Source organism: Marinobacter sp. MMG032 (assembly GCF_040112695.1).
Taxonomy (GTDB): domain Bacteria; phylum Pseudomonadota; class Gammaproteobacteria; order Pseudomonadales; family Oleiphilaceae; genus Marinobacter; species Marinobacter salsuginis.
Genome location: NZ_CP157802.1, coordinates 3,528,507 through 3,541,370 on the forward strand (window position 1 = coordinate 3,528,507; position 12,864 = coordinate 3,541,370).

A 12,864-nucleotide genomic window follows, 5' to 3' on the forward strand; every position below is an offset into this window, starting at 1 on the left:
TTTCACATCAACTGGAATCTGGCCGAAAATCCCCGGGAATATCCTGTGGGATGGCGGTTTCCGTTCGACCGGAGGCGAGCATGCATATACTGGTTTTGGGCGCAGGCGTTGTGGGCATTACCACAGCCTGGTATCTGCAGAAGCAGGGGCACCAGGTAACCGTGGTTGATCGCCAGAACCAGGCCGGTGTGGAGACCAGTTATGCCAACGGGGGGCAGATCTCGGTCTCCCATGCCGAACCCTGGGCCAATCCATCAGCGCCCCTGAAGGTGTTGAAATGGCTCACCAAGCCGGACGCGCCTCTGCTGTTCCGGCCAAGGCTGGATCCCAACCAGTGGCGCTGGGCGCTCTCCTTCCTGGGGCAATGCACGTCGGCCAGGGCCGCTCACAATATCCGCCAGATGGTGAACCTTGGCACCTACAGCCGTAGCCAGTTGCAGGCTCTTCGCAAGGAGGCCGGTATAGAGTACAACCACCTCGAGAAGGGTATCCTGCATTTCTATACAAATCCGGCCGAATTTGATGGCGCGATCGAGCCTACCCGAATCATGCAGGATCTTGGCTGTGACCGGCAGATCATCGACGCTGACCGCGCAGTTGAACTGGAGCCGGCACTCAAACCGATCCAGAACCGGATCGCGGGTGCAACCTACACCTCAGAGGATGAGTCCGGTGATGCCCGGATGTTTACCCAGAACCTGGCAAAACGCTGCGCCGAGGCGGGAGTAGAGTTCCGGTACGGCACTGAAATTCTGGCGTTCGAGCGTGCCGGTGAACGGGTGCTTGGCGTCCAGACCCTTCACGACGGCCACCATGAGACGCTCCGTGCAGACGCCTACGTGCTGAGCATGGGGAGCTTCAGTGCGGCACTCGCCCGGCAGCTGGGCATTTTCCTGAACATCTATCCGGCCAAGGGTTATTCGATTACCGTGCCGGTGAAAAACGAAGAGGCAGCGTTCCAGGTCAGCCTGACCGACGACGAGTACAAGCTGGTATTCTCACGCCTGGGCGATCGCATGCGTGTGGCAGGCACGGCAGAACTCAGTGGCTACAGCCGGAAACTGAATTACACCCGTTGTCGCGCCATCGTCCGGCGCACTGCGGAAGTTATGCCAGAGGCGGGCTACTGGGACCAGGCCGAATTCTGGACCGGTCTGCGGCCGGCAACTCCCTCCAATGTGCCCTACATCGGAAAGAGCCACTTTGCCAACCTGTACCTGAATACCGGGCACGGCACCCTGGGGTGGACCCATTCCTGTGGTTCTGCCGCGGCACTCGCGGACATTATTGACGGTCGCAAGCCTGAGGTGGATTTTACGTTTTCCGGGCTATAGAAATGAAACGGGGCCAGATGAAAGCCTTCATCTGGCCCCAGTCTTCAGCGTTCGGCCGGTTTACTGCAACTGATCCCGAATCAGCTTCTTGTTGATCTTGCCAACACTGGTCTTCGGAATATCCTCGACAAAATCAATATGCTCGGGGATTGCCCATTTATTGATCTCGCCACTCTCCACAAACTGCTTCAGGTGGTTCTGGATATCCTCGGCACTGGCTTGTTCACCTTGCTTGAGGGTAACCAGAGCGTGAGGACGCTCGCCCCATTTTTCATCGGGCACACCCACCACGGCAGCGCCGGCGACGGCCGGATGCTGGCTGATCAGGTTTTCAAGGTCCAGTGACGACAGCCACTCACCACCGGTCTTGATCACATCCTTGATGCGATCCTTGATGGTGATGGTGTTGTCGGGCTCCATGGAAGCAACATCGCCGGTGTGGAGCCAGCCGCCTTCCCAGAGCTGTTCGCCTTTCTCGGGCTCTTTGAAGTAGCCCTGGGTCAACCAGGGGGCGCGTGCCACGATTTCACCCTTCGCCTCGCCGTCGTGGGGTACCGGGTTGCCCTCAGGATCCACGATTTCCAGTTCAACCATTGGCGTTGCAATACCGGTCTTCACGCGTTTTGCGGTTTGCTGCTCAAGAGGCAACTCCAGGTCTTCCGGTTTCAGGTGGGAAGCGCACAGCAGCGGGCAGGTCTCGGACATGCCGTAGGCGGTGAACATCTTGATGCCAAGCTTGGCCCCGGCATCGCACAGACCTTTAGTCAGCGCGCTGCCGCCGATCAGCACGTGCCAGTTGCTCAAATCGGCGGTCTTGATGGACTCTGTGGCCATCATCATCTGCATGATGGTGGGCACGCAGTGGGAGAAGGTGACTTTATGCTCTTTGATAAGGTCGACCAGCAACTCCGGCTCGTAGCGACCGGGGTAAACCTGCTTGATGCCCATCATGGTGGCGGCATAGGGAACACCCCAGGCGTGCACGTGGAACATCGGGGTGACCGGCATGTAAACCGACGAGGAGCGCATCAGCGGCATCTCATCAAACGACGCTACGGTGCCGGTCATGGCCAGTGTATGTAGTACCAGCTGGCGGTGGCTGAAGTAAACGCCCTTCGGATTGCCTGTGGTACCGGTAGTGTAGAACGTGGTTGCGACACTGTTTTCGTCGAAATCGGGGAAGTCGAACTTATCATTGGCCTTCGCCAGGAGGTTCTCGTATTCGCCGATGGTTTCAACCGGTGCCTGTTTCGCGGCATCGTCGTCGGTGAGCTGAATCCAGGTCTTGACCGTTTTGATCTCGCCCTTGACAGCGTCAATGATCGGGAGGAAGTCGTCGTGTACCAGCACCACATCGTCTTCGGCGTGGTTCATGGTGTAGACAATCTGATCCGGAGACAGCCGGATGTTGACCGTGTGCAGAATCGCCCCAATCATCGGAATGGCAAAGAAACACTCGAGGTACCGGGGCGTATCCCAGTCCATCACTGCAACGGTATCACCAGGCTTCACGCCGGCATCGGTCAGTGCGTTGGCCAGGCGGTGGATGCGCTCAACCAGATCTGTGTATGTGTACTTGCTGCGGTTGGAGTAGACAATTTCCTGGTCCGGGTTATACCTGGGGCCGGACAGCAGGAGTCGTTTGATCAGCAGCGGGTACTCGTAGGCGTTTTCAGCCGGGGGCAGAATGCGGGTCTGTGCCATTACCTGTTTCCTCTTTCCCAGTTGTTGGTGTTATCGCGAGAAACAGGAATAAATCTGACACAGTTTGGCTGAAACAGGAACCGGTAACAGTGAAAAAATGCAGAGCGAACGGTGGCTTAGATGCAAATTCCGTTTCGCTCTGCGGACACGTCCGTCAGCGCTGACGCGACACTCAGAGGTGTCGAATCACAGGCAGGTGCGCACTTACTCGTAGGTGCAAAGATAGGCTGTATCGATATCGGTCTTGGCCTTGAAACTGGCCTGGCCCGCGACATCGAAGCTTTCGCCCGCACCATAGGTCATCCACTCGTCCATGCCCGGCAGCAGGACGGTCAGAGCGCCACTGATGACGGTCATGGTTTCTTTCTTGCTGGTGCCAAATTCATACTCGCCCGGGCTGATGACGCCGACCGTGGCAGGCAGGGTGGAGGTCTGGAAGGCGATGGATTTTGCCTTGCCGTCGAAATATTCATTTACTTTCAGCATGTGCTGGGCTCCTCGAATAAGTTTGGGAGCCTACTATACGGCAATTTTCTTGAACTCCAATGACAAAATGCTGATCAGGATGCTCGATCAGGGTTTTCACTGGTCCCAGGGGTTACCCTCGGTATTTTCCATGGTTTTGACGCCGATATGCATCGCTGCCTTGGCCAGAATGTTTGCACTTACCGGGGCGGTCATCAGCAGAAATACAGTGATAAGGATTTCTGAGATACCGATTCCTGCGCCATTGGCACTGAAATAAAACACGGAGCTCAGCATGATCGCGCCAACGCCCACTGTTGTGGCTTTTGTTGGGCCATGCAGGCGGGTGAAGAAATCCGGAAGTCTTGCAAGACCTATGGCGCCTATCAGTGTAAAAGCGCCACCCAGTAGCAGCAGCGCTGATATGAGGTATTCCGCAATCAGGCTCATCGTGACATTTCTCCTGCAGGTGAAGGATAGAAATCGGGACTATTCAATGACACTGCCTCGCTTGAGATACTTGGCCATGGCAACGGTCCCGACAAAGCCCATTACCGCGATCAGCAGAGCTGCTTCCAGGTACATGCGCGTACCCAGGGTGATGCCGAGGAGGATGATCAGAGCGATGGCGTTGATGTAAAGCGTGTCCAGTGCCAGAACACGATCTGGAGCATCGGGTCCCTTGATCAGCCGGTAGACGTTGAGCAACGCGGCCAGAGTCACCATGGCGATCGTGATGTAGAGAGCGGCTGTCATCATTGGAACATCTCCATCAGTGGCTTCTCATAGCGCTTGTGAATGGCGTCAATGACCTCCTGATCGCTGCCGGCATCCAGAGTATGGATCAGCAATGTTTTCTGGTCATCACTGACATCGGCAGATACGGTGCCCGGCGTCAGGGAAATTGTGCTGGCGAGAATTGAAATGGCCAGCGGATGCTCAAGCTGAAGCGGGTAACAGACGAAGATCGGTCTTGGCTGGCGCGGGCTCAGAATCAGACGTGCCACAGAGAAACTGGCCACCACAATGTCTTTCAACACGATGGCCAGATAGGCAGGCATCTTCCAGGATTTAATAAATGCCGGTCGCTCAGGCCAGAATCCCTGGGTGATTTGGGGGATCAGCCAGGCGAGAATGATCCCCATCACAACGCTGGCTCCGGACACGCCATCACTCAGCAACTGCCAGGTCGTAAAAAGGATCAGGCTCAACCACGGTTGCGGAAAACTCAATCGATCAAGCATCAGTCATCCTCCCCGACCACGGGGGTCTGCAAGATGTTGATATAGGCATCGTTGTTAAAGAGTTGGGCCGCCGTCTCATCGGTGTAGCGTGTTATTGGCCCTGCCAGGACCACTATCGCAACCGCCAGGGCAGTCAGGGCGCCGGCTGCGACGGAAATCCGGCCGTTGAGGGGGTCAGGCTTTTCCAGATGGCCATCCACAGTCCGCCAGAAAACAATACTGCCCGCACGACTGTACGCGATAACGGTCAGGAAGCTGCCAATAAGCAGTACAGACCATAGCCAGGCCATTTCAGTTCCCGACTGAACGGATTGCAGAATCAGCAACTTGCCAAAGAATCCACTCAGTGGTGGTAGCCCTGCCGCGGCAACGGCTCCGACCAGGAACAGCACGCTCAGGAAGGTACGATTCTGCATTCTGGGGGCCGTAACGATGCGATCCTGAGCAGAACCTCGCTGGTTGGCCACCAGTTCCGAGACGAGGAACAGGCCACCAACCGTCCAGGTTGTGCTCAGCAGATAGAAGAGGGCAGCGGACAGCCCGGCTTCGGAGCCGAGCGATATCGGAGCCAGTAATGTGCCCACGGAAATGATGACCTGCCATGCGACCAGGGTTTTCAGGCTGCCAGAACCCAGTGCTCCAACAACGCCCATGGCGAGTGTGGCCAGGGCAATCGGGAACAGCCAGTCCATACCCAGGTTTGCCAACTCGCCGGCGTCGTCACCGAAAATCAGCAAATACACGCGCAAAATCGCATAAATTCCAACCTTGGTCATGACTGCAAACAATGCGGCGACCGGAGCCGTGGCTTTTGAGTAGGCCCTGGGTAGCCAGAAGCACAGGGGCAGAATGGCTGCTTTCAGGCCGAAGACGACGAGAAGCATCATCCCTCCAGCCTTGACGATATTCACGTCCTCGCCCGAGACCTGGGGAATTTTTACTGCCAGATCGGCCATGTTCAGGGTGCCGGTGACACTGTAGATCATCCCGACACTGATGAGGAAAATGGCGGAACCGGCGAGATTCAGGACCACGTAGTGCAGGCCGGGGACGGTTCTGACGGTTCCCCCGCCGTGCATCAGCAAGCCGTAAGAGGCAATGAGTAACACCTCGAAGGCAACGAAAAGGTTAAATAGGTCACCGGTGAGGAAGGCAATGTTCAGGCCCATGATCTGGAACAGGAACAAGGCGTGGAACTGGCGGTTTCCTTCATCGGCGCCGCCAATGGCATAGATATGGCAAAACAGGGCCAGCACGGCTGTCATCACCAGCATCAGCGCAGCGAGGCGATCCAGTACCAGAACAATCCCGAAGGGCGGCTGCCAGTTGCCGAACGCATAGATCCGATAGCTGCCATCGTCTGCCAAAACCAAAAGCACGATCGCTGAGACCAGGATCAACACAGTTGTTGCCAGCGCCAGGGTGCGGCGCAGACTGATAGGCGCATAGCCCATGAAAGCCTGAAGAATGCCACCAAGCAGCGGAATAAGAACAGGAGCGGTAAGCCAATGGTTCATTTACCGGTTACCTCCTCTTCTTCTTCCGGAGCAGGAGATTTGTAGGGCTGCTTGCCATCAACATGATCGTCATCGTTGTCTGCCAGGTTTCGCAGCGACAACACCACAACGAATGCCGTCATGGCGAAGCCAATCACGATAGCCGTCAGTACCAGCGCCTGTGGCAGTGGGTCTGAGTGGGTAGCTGCAGTGCCGAGCACTGGCTGCTGGCCCGTCGCCAGGCGACCACTGGAAAACAGGAACAGGTTCACGCCGTAGGAAAGCATGGTCAGACCGACCACCACGGGGAAGGTGCGTGACCGCAGAATCAGATAAACGCCGGATGCCGTCAGGGCGCCAATAACCAGTGCGAAAACGAGCTCCATTACGCACCCTCCTTTTTACTCTTGATAGCCGAGTGGGGCGACAGCCGTCCAATACTCACCAGCGCAAGCAGAGTGGCTCCGATAACCGTCAGATAGACGCCGAGGTCAAAAACCAGGGCGGAAGCAACCTCGAATTTTCCTACTACAGGCCAGGTTATGTAGCCGAACGTGGACGTCAGGAATGGGTAGCCGAAGGCAAAACTTCCGACGCCAGCAATCGTTGCGAACAGAAGGCCCAGACCAATTACATTGTGATAACGGAATGGAATCCGGTCCTGGGTCCAGATCATGCCGCTGGCAATGTACTGGAGAATGAGCGCCACCGAGGTGATCAGGCCGGCGATGAAGCCCCCGCCAGGCAGGTTGTGGCCTCGCAGGAAAATGAACACCGATACCATCAGAGCCAGTGGTAACATCGGGCGCGCAATCTGGCGAAGCATCAGCGGATAGGCATCCCGGGTCCACGCGTGCCCCTCGCCATCACTTGGGGGTGGTGTCAGGGCTGTGTTTTTGAGCATGGCGTAAATGCCCAGGGCGGCAATAGCCAACACGGCGATTTCCCCGAGGGTATCGAAGCCACGGAAGTCCACCAGAATAACGTTGACCACGTTGGTGCCACCGCCGCCGGTTTTGCTGTTCTCCAGGAAAAATTCAGAAATTGAACTGAATGGCTGGGTCAGCATGGCGAGCGTGACCAGCGTCATACCGATACCTGCAGCTCCTGCAATAACCATGTCCCGCAAACGCCGTTTCATTGGGGTTTCTATTGGCGTCCAGGACGGCATGTAGAAAAGTGCGAGCATCAGAAGAACGATGGTCACAACCTCGACAGACAGCTGGGTCATGGCAAGATCCGGCGCCGAGAATCGGGCGAAGGCCAGGGCCACAATCAGGCCCACCACGCTAAGCAGAACCAGTGCATAAAAACGCTGCCGGTGCAGAGTAGCGGTTGCCAGGGCGCAAAGAATAAGGATGCCAGCCGCAATCGTCGTAGGTGCATCAATCGGACTCAATCCGTTCTGCCCCACGAAAATCCCCAAATCAAGAAGTGGCGCTGCGGCAACGGCAATAACACTGACGAAAAGCAGCAATGCGTATCGTTGAAGCGAACCGTTCTCGATACGCGTGGTAAACCTGTTGGCCAGGTCGACGACCCTCAGGACCACCGCTTCGAAAACAGCCTTTTCGTCAATTTCCTTGAATCGGGCGTGGAAATCGAAGAAACGCTGACGCTGACTGTACATGAGCAGGCCACCAAAGAAGGCGACGAAACTCATGAGCAACGGAAGGTTGAATCCATGGTAGACAGACAGGGTGTAATCCGGCACATCACCGCCAAGCGTGGCCGAGGCGGCAATATAGAGTAGCGGGCCGACAGACACCGCCGGGAACACGCCTACCATGATGCACGCAAACACCAGGATCTCCACCGGAAATTTCATATAGCGCGGTGGTTCATGGGGAGGGTAGATGGGAAGATCCACCGGTTTGCCATTGAAGAACACATCGTGGACAAAACGCGCTGAATACGCCACTGCGAAAATCCCGGCCAGGGTCGCGACAATCGGGGGTAGCCAGGCTATGAGTCCCGGGAGGTTCAGTTCCAGGGATTCGGCAAAGAACATTTCCTTGCTCAGGAAGCCGTTCAGCAGCGGAACACCGGCCATGGATGACGCCGCGACCATGGCCAGGGTGGCGGTGTGTGGCATGTAACGCCACAGCCCGTTGATGCGCCGCATGTCCCGGGTACCGGTTTCATGATCGATGATACCGGCGGCCATAAACAGGGAAGCTTTAAAAGTAGCGTGGTTAATCACATGAAAAACCGCTGCCACTGCAGCCAGCTGCGTACCCATACCGAACAGCAGCGTGATCAAGCCAAGGTGGCTGACCGTTGAATGGGCCAGCAGCCCTTTGAGGTCATGCTTGAACATGGCGACATATGCGCCAATGAGCAGGGTAGCCATACCGGTAAAGCTGACCATATAAAACCATTGCTCGGTGCCTGCCAGCGCCGGATAGAGCCGGGCCATCAGGAAGATGCCGGCTTTCACCATTGTGGCCGAGTGCAGGTAGGCCGATACCGGGGTAGGCGCCTGCATGGCATGGGGTAACCAGAAATGGAACGGAAATTGGGCCGATTTGGTGAACGCGCCCAGCAGAACCAGTGTCAGGGCGACCGGGTACATGGCATGGGCCTTGATCTGGTCACCGGCTGCCAGCACGTCATCGAGTTCGAAACTGCCGACGATATTGCCAATGATCAGTATGCCGGCCAGTAGCGCTAGGCCTCCGCCACCAGTGACCGCAAGGGCCATCCGGGCGCCGCGACGGGCGTCCTGCTTGTGTGTCCAGAAACTGATCAACAGGAACGAGGTCAGGCTGGTCAGTTCCCAGAAGATCATCATCAGCAACAGGTTGCTGGAAAGCACGATGCCCAACATCGAGCCCTTGAAACAGAGCAGAAGGGCGTAGAACTTGCCGACGTTCTCGTGAGCTTTCAGGTAATAGCGAGAGTAAAGAATGATCAGCAGCCCGATAATCAGGATCAGCAGGGCGAACAGCAGCGACAGTCCATCCAGCCGGAAACTGAATGAGAGGCCCAGGGCAGGGAGCCATTCGTAGCTGTGCAGAACCACGCCGCCGTCAGCAAGGGTTTCCCAATGAGGGAACAGGGCTGCCAGAGCGATCAGTGCGGGTACTGAAGATGCAACGGCTATCGCCGTTCTGCCGCCCTGGGCGAACAGGGGTGCGGCTATGGCACCCAGAAAAGGCAGTAAAACAACCAGCGGTAGCGACATCGCAACCTCGTTATTGGTTTTCTTTTACGTGAGTATTGAAGGCATGTTTGCCAGAGTCTAGTCTCAGGCCGGCCACCCTGCACATTGGGCAAAGATGCCATTACGGCACAGGGGATGGCGTGGATCAGCTGAGACGAGGCGGATCCGGAAAGTACGGTAAACGTCCCCGGTGCCGCGCGATGTCAGCGGTAACAGGTGGGCGGGTAACTCTTGTGCAGCCGAAGGACCTTGCGGTCATGGTTGCTCCGTCAGTCAAACTTGTTTGCCGATGATACGTGGCCCGTCTGGAAGGTCAAGTCAACTTGCCATTGATCAAGTGTATACTCCCGATAAATATTTTATGAGAGAGTCCCATGACCGATAGCTATCCCAACCTTTTGAAACCGCTGGACCTCGGCTTCACCGAACTGAAGAACCGGGTGCTGATGGGGTCCATGCATACGGGCCTTGAAGACCGGTTCTGGAACATTCACAAGCTTGCCCGTTATTTCGCTGAGCGAGCTGAAGGTGGCGTCGGGCTCATGGTAACGGGCGGCTTTTCGCCCAATCTGGCCGGGCAGTTGGCTCCGCTTGCTTCAACCATGAACAACCGTGCCACGGCCTTGCTGCATCGCCACGTGACCGGCGCGGTTCATGAGGCGGGCGGAAAGATCTGCATGCAAATCCTGCACGCGGGACGCTACGGTTACCAGCCACTTATTGTTTCTGCGTCGGCCACCAAAGCGCCGATCAGCCCATTCAAGGCACGCGCTCTATCCACGAAGGGCGTTGAGCGACAGATCAACGATTTTGTCGGTGCCGCGAAACTTGCCAAGTTCGCCGGCTATGACGGCGTTGAGGTGATGGGCTCCGAAGGCTATTTCATCAACCAGTTTTTGTGCGAACGGACGAACAAGCGGACAGACAAGTGGGGCGGGCCGTATGAGAACCGTATGCGTCTACCCGTGGAAATTGTTCGCCGGATGCGCGAAGCCGTGGGGCCCGACTTCATCATTATCTATCGGTTGTCCATGCTGGACCTTGTTGAGGGCGGCCAGACCTGGGATCAGATCGTAACCCTGGGCAAAGCCATCGAGCAGGCAGGTGCCACTATTATTAACACCGGTATTGGCTGGCACGAAGCGAGGGTGCCCACCATCGTTACTTCGGTGCCCCGTGGCGGCTTCGCTGATGTCACCGCCAAGTTCTATGGCGAAGTGGATATCCCGGTGTGCACCACCAACCGAATCAACACCCCGGAGAAAGGGGAGGAGATTCTGGCGGCCGGCAAGGCGGATATGGTGTCCATGGCCCGGCCTCTGTTGGCGGACAGCGAGGTTGTGCGCAAGGCCGAGCAGGGGCGCAGTGATGAAATCAACACCTGCATTGCCTGTAACCAGGCCTGTCTGGACCATGCCTTCCAGGCCAAGCGGGCTTCTTGCCTGGTGAACCCCCGAGCCTGTCACGAAACCGAGCTGGTATTGACGGTAGCGCCTGTTGTGCGCCGGGTCGCCGTGGTAGGTGCCGGACCTGCCGGTTTGGCGGCAGCAACAACAGCCGCGAAACGCGGCCACAAAGTGACGCTGTTCGAAGCGGATGACCAGATTGGTGGCCAGTTCAACTACGCCAAGCGCATCCCGGGCAAGGAAGAATTTTATGAAACCCTTCGCTATTTCCAGCGCCAGATCGAGCTGCTTGAGGTTGACCTCAAACTCGGCACTCGTGTGGATGCTGAGTCACTTAAGGCGCAGGGTTTCGACGATGTCGTGATCGCCACCGGTGTGAAGCCGAGAACTCCGTCCATTGACGGCATTGATCATCCCAAGGTGCTCGGCTACCTCGATGTACTTCGCCATAACAAACCCGTTGGCAAGAATGTGGCGGTTATCGGCGCCGGCGGCATCGGTTTCGATGTCAGCGAATTCCTGACCCATGATTTCAGCCATCATCCCGAAGGCGAGCAGGTCAGCGTTGCCGACTGGCAGGCGGAGTGGGGCGTTAATCCCGATTTTGATGGCCCCGGCGGCCTGGCGGAACGTCAACCGACCCCCTCGCCCCGCAAAATTTATCTGATGCAGCGAAAAACCGGCAAGGTCGGTGGGGGCCTGGGCAAGACCTCGGGCTGGGTGCACCGCAACAGCCTGAAGCATCGCGAAGTGGAAATGCTTCCTGGGTGTCGCTATGAGCGCATCGACGACCAGGGACTGCATATTTCCGTCACCGATAAAGAGGGCAAGGTGACGGAAAGCCGGGTGCTGCCGGTGGATAATGTGATAATTTGCGCCGGTCAGGAGCCGTTCCGGGAACTTTTCGATCAGTTGTCGGACTCTGGGGTTAACGCACATCTTATCGGCGGCGCAGACGTTGCCGAAGAACTCGACGCAAAACGGGCCATCCGGCAGGGAACGGAAGTCGCAGCCAAACTATGACATTACTTATTGCCTTCGCAGTGCTTTCGATAGGCTTCTCCTTCTTGTGTTCCATTCTCGAAGCCGCGTTGCTGTCGGTGACGCCGAGCTACATCGCCTCATTGAAGAAAGAGAAACCGCAGCTGTTTTCCAGATTGCGCAAACTCAAAGACGATGTGGACGACCCCCTGTCTGCAATCCTTACACTGAATACCGTTGCCCACACCGTCGGCGCCACCGGTGTGGGCGCCCAGGTCACCGTGGTCTTTGGTGAGGCCTGGCTCGGTATCGCCTCGGCTGTGATGACCCTCGCCATCCTGATTTTCTCTGAAATCATTCCCAAAACCATCGGGGCCAAGTATTGGCGGGGCATCGCTCCTCGATTGCCTGCCATTCTGGGCTTCATGATCAAGGCGCTGTTGCCGTTCATCTGGTTGTCCAAACAGGTCACTCGGCGCATCGCCTCGGGTGAGGCAGATACGGATATCCGCGCCGAGATCAGCGCCCTGGCAGAAATAGGAAAAGACCAACAGGCGCTGGACGAAGATGAGCGGCGGATGATTCACAACGTTCTGCGCTTCCACGAAATCAAGGTCAGTTCGGTCATGACACCGCGGACGGTTTGCAAATACGTCGATCCGGACGTTACCTATGAACAATTCCGCGACCAGGTCAGAAAATCACCCTTCTCCCGTTATCCGGTGATAGACGAAGACGGAGAGGCACTTGGCTACCTGCACCGGGCCGATCTGATCAACCTCGATGCCGACGTCGACCTCCTGGAACACATGCGCAAGATCAAGCGCGTGAAAGGCAACACCAACATCGAATTCCTGTTCTCGGACATGCTGAGAGAACGGCAACACCTGGCCGTGGTCTATGACGAACTGGGGACCTGGTTGGGGATAGTGACGCTGGAGGACATATTGGAGACACTTTTGGGCACGGAAATCATGGATGAAACCGACAATGTCTCTAACCTCCGCCGGTATGCGAAGCAGCGCTGGAGCCGTCGTCTGAAGAAGTATGGCTCCGGATAAACGGGGA

General features: G+C 56.8%; 11 protein-coding genes. 3 read left to right on the forward strand and 8 right to left on the reverse strand.

Annotation, left to right across the window (positions count from 1 at the left end; genetic code table 11):
* Positions 1-80 precede the first annotated feature (80 nt).
* Entirely contained in the window at positions 81-1,334 is a 1,254-nt protein-coding gene (locus ABNF92_RS16290) for a D-amino acid dehydrogenase (protein ID WP_349342735.1), read from the forward strand.
* Positions 1,335-1,394: 60 nt separating this feature from the next.
* Here the strand turns inward: ABNF92_RS16290 and ABNF92_RS16295 are convergent, their stop codons facing one another.
* From ABNF92_RS16295 to ABNF92_RS16330, 8 genes are all read right to left on the reverse strand, one after another.
* Positions 1,395-3,038 (reverse strand): fatty acid--CoA ligase, encoded by a 1,644-nt coding sequence (locus ABNF92_RS16295; protein ID WP_349342736.1) that lies wholly within the window; start codon positions 3,036-3,038, stop codon positions 1,395-1,397.
* Positions 3,039-3,242: 204 nt separating this feature from the next.
* The gene (locus ABNF92_RS16300; protein WP_069182951.1) at positions 3,243-3,524 is read right to left on the reverse strand and encodes a pyrimidine/purine nucleoside phosphorylase; all 282 of its coding nucleotides are present in this window, start codon (positions 3,522-3,524) and stop codon (positions 3,243-3,245) included.
* Positions 3,525-3,620: 96 nt separating this feature from the next.
* Positions 3,621-3,953: a Na+/H+ antiporter subunit G gene (locus ABNF92_RS16305; RefSeq protein ID WP_222465039.1), complete on the reverse strand. Its 333-nt coding sequence runs from the start codon at positions 3,951-3,953 to the stop codon at positions 3,621-3,623.
* Between the two features lie 39 nt (positions 3,954-3,992).
* Positions 3,993-4,262 carry a K+/H+ antiporter subunit F gene (locus tag ABNF92_RS16310; RefSeq protein ID WP_069182953.1) on the reverse strand — a complete coding sequence of 90 codons (270 nt, stop codon included), beginning with the start codon at positions 4,260-4,262 and terminating at the stop codon, positions 3,993-3,995.
* Positions 4,259-4,747 (reverse strand): Na+/H+ antiporter subunit E, encoded by a 489-nt coding sequence (locus ABNF92_RS16315; protein ID WP_069182954.1) that lies wholly within the window; start codon positions 4,745-4,747, stop codon positions 4,259-4,261. The genes ABNF92_RS16310 and ABNF92_RS16315 overlap by 4 nt, the downstream gene beginning before the upstream one ends.
* A complete protein-coding gene (locus ABNF92_RS16320; RefSeq protein WP_291906088.1) occupies positions 4,747-6,264 on the reverse strand; it encodes a monovalent cation/H+ antiporter subunit D in 1,518 nt (505 codons plus the stop codon). The genes ABNF92_RS16315 and ABNF92_RS16320 overlap by 1 nt, the downstream gene beginning before the upstream one ends.
* Positions 6,261-6,629: a Na+/H+ antiporter subunit C gene (locus ABNF92_RS16325; RefSeq protein ID WP_069182956.1), complete on the reverse strand. Its 369-nt coding sequence runs from the start codon at positions 6,627-6,629 to the stop codon at positions 6,261-6,263. The genes ABNF92_RS16320 and ABNF92_RS16325 overlap by 4 nt, the downstream gene beginning before the upstream one ends.
* A complete protein-coding gene (locus tag ABNF92_RS16330) occupies positions 6,629-9,430 on the reverse strand; it encodes a monovalent cation/H+ antiporter subunit A (protein ID WP_291906085.1) in 2,802 nt (933 codons plus the stop codon). The genes ABNF92_RS16325 and ABNF92_RS16330 overlap by 1 nt, the downstream gene beginning before the upstream one ends.
* 353 nt (positions 9,431-9,783) lie before the next feature.
* Here ABNF92_RS16330 and ABNF92_RS16335 point away from each other — a divergent pair, with 353 nt between their 5' ends.
* Entirely contained in the window at positions 9,784-11,838 is a 2,055-nt protein-coding gene (locus ABNF92_RS16335) for an NADPH-dependent 2,4-dienoyl-CoA reductase (RefSeq protein ID WP_349342737.1), read from the forward strand.
* Complete coding sequence (locus ABNF92_RS16340; protein WP_069182959.1) at positions 11,835-12,857, forward strand: CNNM domain-containing protein; 1,023 nt, start codon at positions 11,835-11,837, stop codon at positions 12,855-12,857. The genes ABNF92_RS16335 and ABNF92_RS16340 overlap by 4 nt, the downstream gene beginning before the upstream one ends.
* The last annotated feature ends 7 nt before the right edge of the window (positions 12,858-12,864 follow it).

Excerpts from the sequence above, each read along its gene's own strand:
- ABNF92_RS16290 (WP_349342735.1), top strand. The coding sequence starts at position 81 with ATGCATATACTGGTTTTGGGCGCAGGCGTTGTGGGCATTACCACAGCC.
- ABNF92_RS16295 (WP_349342736.1), bottom strand. The coding sequence starts at position 3,038 with ATGGCACAGACCCGCATTCTGCCCCCGGCTGAAAACGCCTACGAGTAC.
- ABNF92_RS16300 (WP_069182951.1), bottom strand. The coding sequence starts at position 3,524 with ATGCTGAAAGTAAATGAATATTTCGACGGCAAGGCAAAATCCATCGCC.
- ABNF92_RS16305 (WP_222465039.1), bottom strand. The coding sequence starts at position 3,953 with ATGAGCCTGATTGCGGAATACCTCATATCAGCGCTGCTGCTACTGGGT.
- ABNF92_RS16310 (WP_069182953.1), bottom strand. The coding sequence starts at position 4,262 with ATGATGACAGCCGCTCTCTACATCACGATCGCCATGGTGACTCTGGCC.
- ABNF92_RS16315 (WP_069182954.1), bottom strand. The coding sequence starts at position 4,747 with ATGCTTGATCGATTGAGTTTTCCGCAACCGTGGTTGAGCCTGATCCTT.
- ABNF92_RS16320 (WP_291906088.1), bottom strand. The coding sequence starts at position 6,264 with ATGAACCATTGGCTTACCGCTCCTGTTCTTATTCCGCTGCTTGGTGGC.
- ABNF92_RS16325 (WP_069182956.1), bottom strand. The coding sequence starts at position 6,629 with ATGGAGCTCGTTTTCGCACTGGTTATTGGCGCCCTGACGGCATCCGGC.
- ABNF92_RS16330 (WP_291906085.1), bottom strand. The coding sequence starts at position 9,430 with ATGTCGCTACCGCTGGTTGTTTTACTGCCTTTTCTGGGTGCCATAGCC.
- ABNF92_RS16335 (WP_349342737.1), top strand. The coding sequence starts at position 9,784 with ATGACCGATAGCTATCCCAACCTTTTGAAACCGCTGGACCTCGGCTTC.
- ABNF92_RS16340 (WP_069182959.1), top strand. The coding sequence starts at position 11,835 with ATGACATTACTTATTGCCTTCGCAGTGCTTTCGATAGGCTTCTCCTTC.